Raw genomic sequence first — 13,996 nt, 5'->3', positions numbered from 1 at the left:
TAATGCTTATGTATGATGATGAGGGCTGTTCGTATGACTATGAAATTATAATAGCCGAATACATGTTCAATCCAACTCTATAAACCGTAAAATGATTGCAGAAGAGGTATAAGTCCTAATGGATTCTTTCTTAGTTCCTTGGCGCTGAAGAAGATGCTACCGCTAACTTCTGGTACGCTGCGATTGTATGTCAGCTGATTGATAATTTCCTGGGCGCTGTTCCAGCCTGCTTCAGAGGTTCCCAGCTTATAAGGAGCATGGCCGATATACAGCTTGACGCGGCTGCCTGCGACCTCTTTTGCCCACCAATCAACCAAAGTGTCGTACTTGGCAAGATTGAAGCTCATACTCCAATAAATTTGCGGAGCCACATAATCAACCCAGTCATTCTGTATCCAGGCTCTTACATCCGCATACGTACTATCATAAGCGGTGATGCCAGCCTTCGTATCTGATCCAGTCGCGTCTGTACTCTTATTGCGCCAAACTCCAAAAGGACTGATACCAAAGGATACATTTGGCTTCACCTGATGAATACTTCTGCCCAAATCCTTCACGAACTCGTTAATATTGTCGCGCCGCCAGTCTCCCTTATTGTTCAACTGCTTGGAATTGTACTGTTTATAAGTGCTGTCATCATTGAAATAGCTCGTCTTCGTCTCCCCTGTCGGGTAGAAGTAATCATCTAGATGGACTCCGTCAATATCGTAACCGTTCACTACTTCCATAATCGTATCAATTACATGTTTGCGAGCATCCGGTATACCCGGATTGATATACAGTTTATTGGCAAACTTTACGATCCATTCTGGTTGACTGTTAGCTACATGATTGTTCGCCAGCTTGGCTGTATTCGTATCCACACTAGCTCGGAACGGGTTGAACCAGGCGTGGAATTCCATCCCGCGGCGATGAGTCTCCTCAATCATAAACTGAAGTGGATCATAACCAGGATCTTTACCGGAGACTCCTGTTAGATAAGTACTCCACGGCACGAGGTCCGAAGGATAGAACGCATCTCCGGAAGGCCGTACCTGAACGAATACTGCATTAATGCCCATCCCTTGCAGATCATCAAGCAGCTTCACATAATCCTGCTTCTGCGAATCTGCCTTTCCAGCAGAAGTACTGCTTGGCCAATCCAGATTATACACCGTGGAGACCCATGCGCCGCGGAGCTCGTTACTTACCTGCGGCGGATTCACAGGCGGCTGTGGGTTCTGTCCTTCCTCTCCCGGCAGCTGAGGATCTCCATCCTTGGAAGTCAGCGATATCGTCTTCAATGATTGATTCCAGACTACATCGAGTCCAAGCTGCTCACTGACGAAGCGAATCGGGACCATGGTGCGACCTCGTATATTCTCAACCGATACGTCGAGCGCAACCGAGCTTCCATTCACCTCGGCAACACCCTGGCCAGTGATCAGCACCAACTTGTTGCCGTTCTTCTGAATTGTCGCCGTCTTCGTGGCCTGTGACCAAAGCACGCTAGCTCCCAGGCCTTCGCTAATGACGCGAAGCGGGACCATGGTGACATTTTCTTTAGGCTTTAAATAAGGTGTAGTATCGCTTGGGAGCAGATCACCATTCAGATAGATCTGAATCGTACTGGCTGATGCTGCTTCTGTCCGTGCCGCACCAGCAAACGGCCAGACAATGAGTAGAATGAGTAGCGGAATAAACCATGTTCGTAATTTCATCTGTTACCTCCGATTGATATGATAGTCGTTCGCGAATAACCGCTCTTAATTCTAACGCTTATCATATAACCGGAGTTGCGGTCAGACGAAAAAATGGTACTAAAGAAACAAAAGACATCTGCCTAAATGAGACAGATGCTAAAGTTACGATTCGCCCAGAAGCTCCTGATGAACTTCACGCAGTTCACGGATCTTAGACTCATCCCGTTTGAAATATTCTACCAATGAAGCGATGCAGGTGATCGAGTCCCAGCTTAGATGATGCTCGATACCTTCAACATCCTTATAGATGTTGCTATCATCAACTCCAATCAATTCGAGGAACTCTTCAAGCAGTTGGTGACGATCGACGAGACGCTTTCCTACTTTCTTGCCCTTATTCGTCAATACAAGACCACGATATTTCTCATAAATTAAATATTCATCTTTATCCAGTTTCTGTATCATCTTCGTTACGGATGAAGGATGTACCTCCAAACCTTCCGCGATATCGGAAACCCGTGCATATCCTTTCTCATCAATGAGCTTATAGATACGCTCCAAATAATCCTCCATGCTCGGCGTTGGCATCTGACTACCTCTTTTCCATGAGTTCACACGGGCAGAATATATCTGCCCGTTCCTCTGTTAATGATACATGTTATGCTTGTCTATTGGCAAGTGCATACCTCTTAACTCCGCTTTTGATCACGAAGTAACACTGATAGCTTATTCGACATCGAATCTTGAATTCACCGTCTTCGGGTAATTAGAATTTGAGCCATTCCGGAGTAATAGACTGCAGCCAAATGGTAATTTGTGTCATTTTATTCGTGAATAGGAGTATACCCATCACCATCATGAGAGCACCGCCGACCTTCATTACGACCGCAGAATAACGTACAATCCAACGTGTCTGTCCGATGAAGAAGGCTAATATGAAGAACGGAAGAGCAAACCCCAGAGTATAAGCTGTAATCATACCTAACCAAGCACCTGGTTCACTGACAGCCATAGCTATAATCGCTGCTAGGATAGGACCGACACAAGGCGACCAGCCCGCCGAAAAGCCGATACCAAATATGAAAGAACCTATGTATCCTGCCTTGTTTAGCTTCAAATCCATTTTGCGCTCTTTTAATAGAAATTGCGGTTGAAAGATCCCTAACAGAAACAAGCCCATCGCTATAATTAGCACGGCGGAGAGCTGGCGAATCAAATCGCGATATTGATTAAAAAACTCGCCGAACAATCCCGCCCCAAAGCCAAGGGTATAGAACACAACTGAAAAGCCGAGGATAAAGGCCAGTGTATGCGTTAATGTCCGAAACCGGACATCTCTACGATTCTGTTCCGTCTTCAAGGTCTGCACTGACATGCCCGTAATATAGGATAAGTAAGATGGGTACAACGGCAAGCAGCAAGGAGATATAAAAGAGGCCACTCCTGCCGCAAAGGCGACTCCTAAATGAATATCGGTCATAACAGCCTCCCTATTCAATTCTTCTTTATTCCCAGTTTCTTTCCGTATTTCTCTATCTTGATCTCTCTATTACTTTACTCTCAACATCCATAGCTCAAGCAGATAAGCCTCTCTTACCCATAATCGTCAGGATCAGCATAGCAATCAGGAATAATACAATCGTTGCGCCTGGAGCCAGATTCCAGATTCCCGCGATAACGAGGCCTATGACAACGGCAATCTCAGAGATGACCACCGAGAACACAACCGATTGCTTGAAGCTTCTGGCAATCAGTAGACTCGTCGCAGCCGGGATCGTAAGCAAAGCAGAGACAAGCAACGCTCCAACAATCTTGATCGCGGTACTAATTACAAGGGCAGTAAGCACAGTAAGCAGCATATTCAAGACTTTTACAGGTAATCCGCTTACAGATGCTGCATCCTCTTCAAATGTTAACAGGAAGTATTCTTTAAATAGAAGGAATATAGTGATAATAACGATCACGGTAACTACTCCAACGACATATAGATCAACTTGATCGAGCGTATAAATACTGCCGAATAAATAACTGTTAACATCTGTATTGTAACCCATTCCAAGGGTAAAGAACAATGAGGCTAGTGCTACCCCCCCGGACATGATAATGGCAATGGACAACTCGGCATAGCCCTTATAGGCTTTACGCAGCTTCTCAATCGCAAATGACGCAACAACGGCGAAGAGAAGACCGACCCCGATCGGATACACCTCAATCAGGAATCCAAGCGCAACGCCGGCTATCGTCACATGGGCAAGGGTATCACCGATCATGGACAATCTTCGCAAGACAAGAAAAATGCCGATCAGGGGGGCGGTAAGACCGATCAGCAGCCCGCCTGTCAGCGCTCTTAGAAAGAAATCCGCAGTTAATATTTCCAAGTAGATCCATCTCCTCATTTACATATCATACAACAGCAGTCTTATACGATAAGGATTATTTGTCTATTAACTTATGATAAGGAATGCTGTAAATCTGGTATCGCACATTCAGGATCATGGGAGTGGCGGACATAGAGACCAATAGCTCCACAGTGAGCCTGCGGTTCAACGCCCATGTATCCGTGAATAAATTCAAGATCATGAGACACCATCAGAAAAGTCATCTGGTGATGGGCGTGCAAATGGCAAATCAATTCAAAGAAATCAGCTTGCGTCTGGGCATCAATGCCGACCGTAGGCTCATCCAGGACGAGCAGATCGGGATGATTAATCATCGCTCTGGCCAGGAAGACGCGCTGCTGCTGCCCGCCAGACAGTTGTCCAATCCGCTTATTTGCAAGATCGCTAATCTTCATGACTTCCAGCGCATCATCACATTTCTTCTGCTCCGCCGCCCCGATGCGACGGAACAATTTCTTATTGCTATATAGACCCGATAACACCACCTCGCGCACCGTTGCCGGGAACAATGGGTTAAAAGAGTTCTTCTGCGGCACGTAACCGACCCGCTCCCAATCCCGGAATTGGCGAATCGGCTGACCGAACAGCTTGATCTCGCCCGAATTAGGCTGGAGAAGCCCCACCATCATGCGCATCAAGGTTGTCTTGCCCGCGCCATTCGCGCCGATTAGGCCCACAAAATCCCGTTCTTTGACAACAAAGCTGAAATCGGAAATGACCTTCTGATTCTGATAAGCAAATGAGATATGATCGAGTTCAATGACATTATCATGACAATATTCTTGTGGCATTGATATTTCTGGTTTCATAGACAATTTCCTTCCTGCCTTCCTGCTCTGTACGAACCATCTGACTCTCCTTATTGTAGAGCGAGCAGCAGATTTTGCAAGTTCTTCTCCATCAAGGTAAAATAATTCTCCCCGTTCTTCTCTTGCTCCTTCGTCAGTCCTTCCACCGGATTCAGCACCAATGTCTTAACTCCGGCCTCGTTAGCCAATGTCTTCGCCAATCTGTCGGATACCAGTTCTTCGAAGAAAATATATTGGATTCCTTCCTCCTGCACCGTCTTCGACAAAGCTACGATATCCTGCGCTCTAGGCTCAGCATCAGGTGATAATCCCATAATGGCATGTTGTGTCAAACCATAATCACGGCAGAGGTAACCGAAAGCTTGGTGGGATACAACGATTTCTTTCTTGTTCGTGCCTGCGAGCTCAGTAGAGAACTTCGCATCGAGATCATCCAATTTTTTGGCAAGTTCCGCATATCTGCTCTCGTAATCCGCTTGGTGATCCGGATCGACTTCGATGAAGCTATTTTTAATATTCTCTGCGATAATTTTAGCGGATTTCGGACTGACCCAAGTATGAGGATCGATATGATGGCTGCTCTCCGCTGCTGCTTCGCTTCCTTCATTGTGATCTTCGTGCTCAGCCGCTTCTTCCCCATGGTGATGTCCATCATCACCTTCGGCAGTAATTAAGGATACACCCTGGCTAACCTCCACCGGCTTCACGACCGCATCGCTGCCAAGCCCCTTCAGAAAGTTAGGTACCCAGCCTTCCAGACCAGCACCATGATACAGGAATAGCTGCGCCTTCGATGTGTTCAGAATCTCTTTACTTCGTGGTGTCCAATCATGCGGTTCGACCCCGGTCGGCAGCAAATTAGTCACATTGGCTTCATCCCCGCCAATCTCCCTGGCAAATTCATAGATAGGATAGAAGCTTGTAACTACATTTACCTTGCCTGGAACGATTTCAGCATTGCTCTTCTTGCCGCAGCCCGATAAGATAACCATAAATATTAACATGAGCAGGATTAATCCTGCAGTCCCTAACTTACGTCTTGTCAAAAGCATGAATTCACAACCTCCGCACTTAATCGTAATAATTACAATTAGGATTATATGTGCAAATTTAAAGTTTTGTCAACTATATTATTTTTGAAAATAAACAAAGTTGGGACAAAGAGCAGCCAAAACTATGCAAGTCTTGACTGCTTCTGCCCCTTTGAATCTATGAGCCGCTAGCCGCTCTATTACGCTCTATATCAGTATTTGTTGACAAGATATACTCGTTTTATTCGAAGGTCTGATCTGGATCCGGCTCGAGATGATCTTCCCAGAAAAAACCGCCAGAGGCGTTAAGCCCCGGCGGTATGATAATGACTTGCTATTACTTCACGACAGCACCGTTAGGCATCGAATTAGGCACGGTTGCCAGCGTCAACTGATCCCCTTGCGATGCGGCAAGAATCATGCCCTGCGACAGCTCACCACGCAGTTTCACCGGCTTCAGGTTCGTCACACAAATCACCTTGCGTCCTACAAGCTCCTCCGGTTTGTAGAACTTCGCAATTCCCGATACAACCTGACGCTGCTCGAAGCCAAGATCAAGCTGCAGCTTCAGAAGCTTATCCGCTTTTGGCACCGGCTCGCAGGCAAGCACCTCAGCTACCCTTAGCTCCACCTTAGCGAAATCATCAATGCCGATCTCTTCCTTCAATTCCGGCTGTTCCACGGCCGGTGCGCTTGCAGCAGACGCAGCTTCCGCAGCAGCAGTGCCTCCAGTCATCGAGTTATCGATAAACTCAATCTCCTTCTCCACTTCGAGACGTGGGAAGATAGGCTCACCCTTGCCCATTGTTGTACCTGCCGGAATCAAGCCAAAGCTCTTGGCGCTATCCCATGCTGTCAATTCTCCCGGTGTGATGCCTAATTGCTCCCAGATTTTCGCTGGGGCCTTCGTCAGGAATGGTTGCAGCAGAATCGAAATGATCCGCAGCGATTCCACCAGATTCACCATGACAGAAGCAAGCTCATCGCGCTTGGCTTCATCCTTGGCCAGCGTCCATGGCTGCGTCTCGTCGATATATTTGTTCGTCCGGCTAATAAATGCGCTTATCGCAGTCAAAGCAACAGAGAATTCCAAATTCTCCATCACTTCCTCTACCTTCTCTACGGTGCGCAGTGCCATGTCGGCCAGATCCGCATCATATGACGTTACATTCGGACGATAGGCAGGTACGATGCCTTCAAAATATTTGCCTACCATCGCCACGGTACGATTCAGCAAATTGCCCAGATCGTTAGCCAGATCAGAGTTTACCCGCTGTACGAAGCTCTCTGGGGTGAACGAACCATCAGCGCCGAACGGCACCTCGCGCAGCAAATAGTAACGAGTTGCATCGAGACCATAACGATCAATCAGCACGTTCGGATCAACGACATTGCCTTTCGACTTGGACATTTTGCCGCCCTTCATCAGCAACCAGCCATGGCCAAATACCTTCTTCGGCAGCGGCAGATCAAGTGCCATCAGCATAATCGGCCAATAAATCGTATGGAAACGAACGATCTCCTTGCCCACCAGATGCACATCGGCAGGCCAATAACGGTTGAACATCTCTTCGTTATTACTTCCATAGCCCAGTGCGGTAATATAGTTGGTCAGAGCATCGATCCACACATAGACGACATGCTTCGGATCACCCTTGACTTTAACCCCCCAATCGAAGGTGGTACGGGATACAGCCAAGTCCTCAAGACCGGGCTTAATGAAATTGTTGATCATTTCGTTCTTACGCGATTCAGGTTGAATGAATTCAGGATTTTCCTCGTAATACTTCAGCAGGCGATCAACATAATTGCTCATCCGGAAGAAATAACATTCCTCCTTCACCAGCTCTACCGGGTGACCACTCTCCGGACTTTTGCCGCCGATGACTTCCCCCTTCTCATTCTTGATGACATCCACCAATTGTGATTCTGTATAGTAAGTCTCATCAGGAATGCTGTACCAGCCTTCGTACTCGCCCTTATAAATGTCGCCCTTCTTCAATAGACGATCAAAAATTTCGGCTACAACCTCTTTATGGCGTGGTTCAGTCGTACGAATGTAGTCATCATTAGAAATGTCAAGCTTCTTCCACAGCTCCTTAATGCCAACAACAATATCATCTACGAACTGCTGTGGAGTTTTCCCACTCTCTTTAGCTTTTTGCTCGATTTTTTGTCCGTGTTCGTCCGATCCTGTCAAATAGCGAACATCATAGCCACGCAACCTTTTATAACGCGCTATAGCATCGCCGGCTACAGTCGTATAAGCATGGCCGATATGCAGTTTAGCGCTCGGATAATAGATCGGTGTCGTGATGTAGAAGGTTTTCTTGTCAGACATACTGTCATCTCCTTTAAAAAAATAAAAAAACTCCCGCCCCACAATGGGACGAGAGATCTCTCACGTGATACCACCCAAATTCCCCGCGCCTTTGCAGGCGAACGGGCTCAGTTGGTCGCTGTCGCAACCACCCATTAACGCCGGATCCGCGCTGTTCCCTTATCGACTTAGCTAAGCCCGACTCGAAAGCAGTTCCTCCAGGACCATATTCCAAAGCTGTTCCAGACCGGTTCTCAGCTTCCCCGGCTCTCTGCTGCTGGACGCAACGCTCTGTACTCATCCCTTCAATGGACATATATAAAGGTTAATGTTCAATAAGCCTATACTTATTGAATACGTACATATAGCACTATATTAAGAAAAGAACATATATGTTGTCAAGTTATACCCGCCCTGCCTTATCTTTATACTTGACGTGAGTCTTCTTGGGCGGTACTAGGTCCACGCCACCCGGGTGAAAAGGGTGACATTTCACGATTCGCTTAGCGGCCAGCAAGGAGCCCTTCAATGGCCCGTGCACTTCTATCGCTTCCAGCGCATACGCTGAGCAGGTTGGATAGAAGCGGCAGGTTGGAGGCTTCAGCGGCGAAATAAATTTACGGTATACATGGATCGGCGCCTGAAAAGTCTTGCGGACGATACCCATATTATACGCCTCCGCCCAGTTCCTTACCCTTATTCGAAGCTGGGTCTTGACACTTGTCAGGGCGGCAATTTTTGCAATAACCGAACACTTCGAATTTATGCTTCACGATCTGGAACTCCTCAGGAGCATCCGTCATGGGCATCGGGCAAAAATGAATGGGATACGTCTTCTCGCACTGCAAGCAGATCATATGGTGATGATGATGCCCTTCCTTGCTGCAGCCGACTCTGAATTTCAGTCCATCCTCAAATACAACTTGCTCAAGCACTCCGAGCTCTTCCATAACCCTGAGATTTCTGTATACCGTATCGAAGCTAAGCCCGCTGTATTGCTTACCCATATACTCATATACATCTTTTGGCGTTAGATAACCTTCCCGTTCTGCGAACAGTTTGGCCAAGCTTTTGCGCTGGTCGGTGATTCGCAACCCCTGGGCAGACATCACACCGATAATATCCTCTGTCGACAGCATGTGACATTCCTCCCGTCTGAACTACCCTTCCATGCGTCTTCTACACTACATCTCTCTTAATAATGCCGCAAAAATTCTCCTCCGTCAATGTAACGTGGCCCGTCGTCAACGGCCAGCTTGAATCTGTATATGTTTTGGTAGCGTATCTGTACCTTTTAAAAACAGATTCCGTTCAACTAATTCTTGCAAGATACGTCTAGCATGACGTTCAGAAAATCGAAGGTGGTTGGCAAGTCAGGCTACTGAAAAAGAATGCAGGAATCGGCGAGCAAATCGAAGCGTATCAACAAAAAAAAGCGTCCAGAGTCATCTAAGATGACTTGGGACGCTCTTCATAACACAAATTATTACTTCGCTTCCGGCAACGGCTGGAACAGCAGGTTGACGGACAAGTTGCTGCCCGGTGCAGCTGTGAAGACAAATTCAACGGTCTGCTCGTGATCGCCTGTGCGGAACAATACGTTGGCATCATTCGGCGCGCTAAGCGAACCACCTGTAGACAATTGTACGATATCGCCGTTCACCATGATCGAACCGGAATATCTGCCGCCGCGTGGATTAAACGTAATCAGTGTATTTGGAGCAACACGATACAGCTTAATTTTATACAACATTCCAAAGTTGCCAGCATTCAGTTTATAAGCATTTGTTATACCATCATACCCAACTTGGAACGGATCATTTGAATTATCACCAATAAGCAGTCTTTGTCGAGTAGTTCCAACTAGATCATTATAATGGAAATATCGAGTCGAATCCTCATAGGTTCCACGATTGTGAACATCTTCTTTCAAGTTTGGAAGCGACTGAGACTGTGCAATTGCAAGAGGATCTTTATTCGGATCAATCATGATTACATTAAATTCTAATGCTTGATCGCTGTACATATCAGCAAATAGAGATATTACGTCTCCTTGCTTCATCGTTGTAGCATTAAGCTCTGGCATAATAACTTTGCTCTCTCCTGGGGCAATCCAAACATCCTTATATTGACCACCGGTTTGCAAAGATTTGTAGTATCGTTCAACCGAAACTTTTCCTGCAGCCGTCGCATACTGACTTGGTCCACCAAAACCGAGGCTGTTCTGTGTCAGACGAGCAGTTGTGTCATTCTTATTCGTAGCAACAACATACATCTTCATATTCTTGCCCGTGGAGTTCACATGGTGAACCATGAAGCGCATTGCGCCGCTTGCCGTTTCTTTATATACTCTGCCTTCCGAATATACAGTCTCTGGGCTGTTACTGCGGATCAATGTGACAGGATCGGAAGAAATCGAGTAGTTCACTCTCTCCCAGGATGGGACAGATGTACCATCAAAAGCGTATTTCTCTCCAACTGGTGTGAATAATTTATTGAAGTCGTCGCGGCTATACAACAACTCGTTCGTAATTGTAATCGTACGCTCTACCGTTGAAGATAACCCAAACTCATTGACTACCTTCAGGCGGATCGTCATCTGCCCTGGCGTAAAGAAGGCACGCTCATTGTTCTCCCACACCCGTTCTTTGATGCCTACTTCATCTGTACTAAGGTCTGTATAAGTGATCAGTTCACCCATCTTATACGTATCCTTGTCCGTCATGAAATTAGCAAGAGGCGGAGTATGCGGCTTCCCAACGTTAATCTTCAGAGAGAACGGATCACTCCACTGCCCGTTGGAATCCTGAACACGATAGGTTACCGTATAAATCCCCGGATCCGTGAACTTATCCTGGCGCCCTGTCCACTCCTCATTCACGATCTGAAGCCCGCTCGGGGAATAGGAATTTGTCAAATATTGAACGTCTGTCTCCCCTGCGATCACTTCTTTGTTACCAATCGAGAAGGATGCTACAGGCTTCGTCGATAGATTCAGAATAACGCGCTTACCGACATTATCTACTGTATATGGAATACCAAGCGCCTTCGTAATCGCCGTCAATGGCACCATGAAATTGTTCTTGGCTGAATAAGACTTGCCCTTCATCGGCGTAACGACGCCGTTCACACGATAATTTGATGTGTCCAGCTTGAAGCGGAGCTCATCATTGCCGCGCGAAATAATCGTCTCTTTAGTCTTATTGTCAAAAGAAAGCTGCAAACCGGCACGCTCTACGATGGCTCGGATCGAAACGTAGGAAACGCCGTTCTTCACTTCCATCGGATAGCCGGCTATGTATTCTTTGCCGCCTTGGTACATCTTGTTGCTGTTCATCATAAGAACCAGTTGCCCGGCTCCGGAGTTAGCTGCATTCGCATTCACATTGCTATCCGTTGTCGTAGCAGAGTCGATCGTTGAAGGGTTCGAGCCATCGGCATCTTGGCCTTCGTCAGTACTAGTCGGTTGCTCCGTCTGGCCATCCTCCGCGCCGTTATTATCACCAGTCCCTTCGGTCTGACCGTTCTCTCCAGTAACTGATGTTTCCTGACCCGTCGATTCTTCGTTAGTCACTTGACCCTCTTGACTAGGTTTAGTTACATTGTTATTCGGACTGGTAGCATCATTAGCTCCCAAATTATTCGATGTTACAGTATATTGCTGCCCTACAGCGCTAACTGTATCTTGCTTACCCGCTTCTTCAGCACTTACAGGAATAACCATTGCTAATTGCGAAGCAATAATAATCGTAGTGATAATTAATCTTTTGAAATTCATGTCTAGCTCCTTCTACTCCCATTTTGTCTCTCTGACAATCACATAATGTTAAACGCATGTAAACGGAAAAAGTTGCTTCTTGTCAAAAAATAAAAAACAACAACGAAACTATTGTATCTGACATTCCAGATATTTTCCAGATTAATTTTCTGTTGCCTCATAAAAATAGGCCGGCAAAGAACGATATCTCTGCCAGGCCTATACTATATTTATTATTAGTTCGTGATTACTCCAACCTTAGGCTAACCGGAAGCTTTCCTTGGGGGATAAACTCGCCCATCAACACTTTGGCAACGGCATCCAGAGAGAACTGGCGATTCTCGTATAAGCAAATATACGTGCCTACATCCTTAAATGATTCGACATCATACGGATTCCGCGTCGAAATAACGACGACATTGGATCCGTGCATCCGATTCAGCGCATTGACCAGGTGGCTCTGTCCTTCCGGAACCTCGCCTTCCGCCGTATAGGTGACCACGACAATCTGTTCAAAATCAGTGCTGCGCTTCAGCACCTCTAGCACTTCCCCTTCGTCCGGGCGTGTTCCGATCACCGATAAACTGACCTTATCGCTATACGGCTGCAAGGCGTTGAGCAGCGTATATTGATGTACCGAAGGCTCATCGACCTCAGTACGATGCCGCAGCTCCGGCCAGATCACAAGCAGAGGCTTCTGCTTGCTCAAGGGAAGATTGCCGGAATCTCGCACAAGCGTTACACTACGCTCGGCAACTTCCCTTAGCAACGCCTCACTATCCGTATGAGGCGTAAGTGGAACAGGTACACTCAAAGGGTCAGTCCCTGTAGAAGGAGCAATTCGATTTGCCTTCAATTCCAATATCCGCTGCAGCGATTGATTAATTCGATCTTCACTGATCCGGCCACTTGCTACCGCTTCCCGCACTGCTTCTATAGCGGCAATCTGATCGCTAAGCGTGTGACTGACCAGTACAAGATCGGCACCCGCCTCAATGGCCCGCACCGCTCCTTCAGCGATGCCGCAACTCTTAGCTATAGCATGCATCTCAAGGCAATCCGTTACGATGACACCGTCAAAGCCCATTTCTTCGCGCAGAAGCTCTGTCAGCACACGGCGCGACAAAGTAGCTGGAATCTCCTCCGTCTCAAAGGCCGGGAAGATGACATGCGCCGTCATCACCGCATCGGCACCTGCTTCAATCGCCTTGCGGAAAGGAAGCAATTCGATTTGATGCAGCCTTTCCTTGTCATGAGGCACAACAGCCAGCCCAAGATGCGAGTCAACCGCTGTATCTCCATGCCCAGGGAAATGCTTAACCGTTGCGATGACACCATGCTCTTGATATCCACGGGTGGCTGCTACGCCATGGTCGGCTACCTTGGCAGGGTCCTCCCCAAAGGATCTGACACCGATGACTGGATTGGCCGGATTGTTATTCACATCAATACACGGGGCAAAGTTCATGTTGATACCGAGCGCCAGCATCTCCTCAGCAGCCAGCTTGGCTACATCATAGGTCAATTGCAGGTCGTCTACGGCTCCAAGTGTCATATTCCCTGGAATACGGCTAATTCCGTCATGATCGAGACGGGCGACCATACCGCCCTCCTGGTCGATCGATATAATGAGCGGAACATCGGAGTGGCTGCGCGGAAGCTTCTGCAAATTGTGCGACAACGCGGCAAGCTGCCGTACCGATTCAACATTGCGACGGAAGTATACAACACCGCCGACGTGATATTTCCCAGTCAATGTAGTTATTTGCTCATCAGGCGTCAAGCTATGAAATCCGCAAATAAACAATTGGCCAATCTTCTGCTCCAGAGTCCACTGAGTCAAGTCCAACATTATTCACCTTCCCATTTTTAGAGGTTATTTAAAAAGTCCCCCTTTGATAAGAGAACCAATCGAGGCCACCTAGCTTCATCCAACTGAAGCGTTTTGTAAAAACGAACATCGGAAGCATAAGCTTCGGTGCTGAAAACCAACTTTTT

11 protein-coding genes are annotated in these 13,996 nt (G+C 47.1%); all 11 read right to left on the bottom strand.

The window, feature by feature from the left end; all coding sequences use genetic code 11:
- Positions 1–77: 77 nt before the first annotated feature.
- A complete protein-coding gene (locus ABD014_RS18085) occupies positions 78–1,700 on the bottom strand; it encodes a family 10 glycosylhydrolase (protein ID WP_343863350.1) in 1,623 nt (540 codons plus the stop codon).
- A gap of 144 nt (positions 1,701–1,844) precedes the next feature.
- The gene (gene mntR, locus ABD014_RS18080; RefSeq protein WP_126997635.1) at positions 1,845–2,270 is read right to left on the bottom strand and encodes a transcriptional regulator MntR; all 426 of its coding nucleotides are present in this window, start codon (positions 2,268–2,270) and stop codon (positions 1,845–1,847) included.
- A 178-nt stretch (positions 2,271–2,448) separates the two neighbouring features.
- Positions 2,449–3,162 carry a cytochrome c biogenesis CcdA family protein gene (locus ABD014_RS18075; protein ID WP_343863347.1) on the bottom strand — a complete coding sequence of 238 codons (714 nt, stop codon included), beginning with the start codon at positions 3,160–3,162 and terminating at the stop codon, positions 2,449–2,451.
- Positions 3,163–3,256: 94 nt separating this feature from the next.
- Positions 3,257–4,060 (bottom strand): metal ABC transporter permease, encoded by an 804-nt coding sequence (locus ABD014_RS18070; protein WP_343863345.1) that lies wholly within the window; start codon positions 4,058–4,060, stop codon positions 3,257–3,259.
- Positions 4,061–4,131: 71 nt separating this feature from the next.
- Positions 4,132–4,890 (bottom strand): metal ABC transporter ATP-binding protein, encoded by a 759-nt coding sequence (locus tag ABD014_RS18065; RefSeq protein ID WP_343863343.1) that lies wholly within the window; start codon positions 4,888–4,890, stop codon positions 4,132–4,134.
- Positions 4,891–4,940: 50 nt separating this feature from the next.
- Positions 4,941–5,942, bottom strand: coding sequence for a metal ABC transporter substrate-binding protein (locus ABD014_RS18060; protein WP_343863340.1), 1,002 nt, complete (start codon positions 5,940–5,942; stop codon positions 4,941–4,943).
- 316 nt (positions 5,943–6,258) lie between these two features.
- Positions 6,259–8,304, bottom strand: a complete 2,046-nt coding sequence (metG, locus tag ABD014_RS18055) for a methionine--tRNA ligase (RefSeq protein WP_343863338.1) — start codon at positions 8,302–8,304, stop codon at positions 6,259–6,261.
- Between the two features lie 340 nt (positions 8,305–8,644).
- A complete protein-coding gene (gene yidD, locus ABD014_RS18050; protein ID WP_343863336.1) occupies positions 8,645–8,908 on the bottom strand; it encodes a membrane protein insertion efficiency factor YidD in 264 nt (87 codons plus the stop codon).
- A 1-nt stretch (position 8,909) separates the two neighbouring features.
- A complete protein-coding gene (locus ABD014_RS18045) occupies positions 8,910–9,380 on the bottom strand; it encodes a Fur family transcriptional regulator (protein ID WP_343863334.1) in 471 nt (156 codons plus the stop codon).
- A 347-nt stretch (positions 9,381–9,727) separates the two neighbouring features.
- Complete coding sequence (locus ABD014_RS18040) at positions 9,728–12,019, bottom strand: copper amine oxidase N-terminal domain-containing protein (RefSeq protein WP_343863332.1); 2,292 nt, start codon at positions 12,017–12,019, stop codon at positions 9,728–9,730.
- A gap of 226 nt (positions 12,020–12,245) precedes the next feature.
- A complete protein-coding gene (nagZ, locus tag ABD014_RS18035) occupies positions 12,246–13,850 on the bottom strand; it encodes a beta-N-acetylhexosaminidase (protein WP_343863330.1) in 1,605 nt (534 codons plus the stop codon).
- Positions 13,851–13,996 lie beyond the last annotated feature (146 nt).

Origin of the sequence: Paenibacillus motobuensis (assembly GCF_039521865.1) — a bacterium.
Classification (GTDB): domain Bacteria; phylum Bacillota; class Bacilli; order Paenibacillales; family Paenibacillaceae; genus Fontibacillus; species Fontibacillus motobuensis.
Note: the sequence above shows the minus strand (reverse complement) of the source record. Positions and strands in the feature narration are given on the sequence as shown.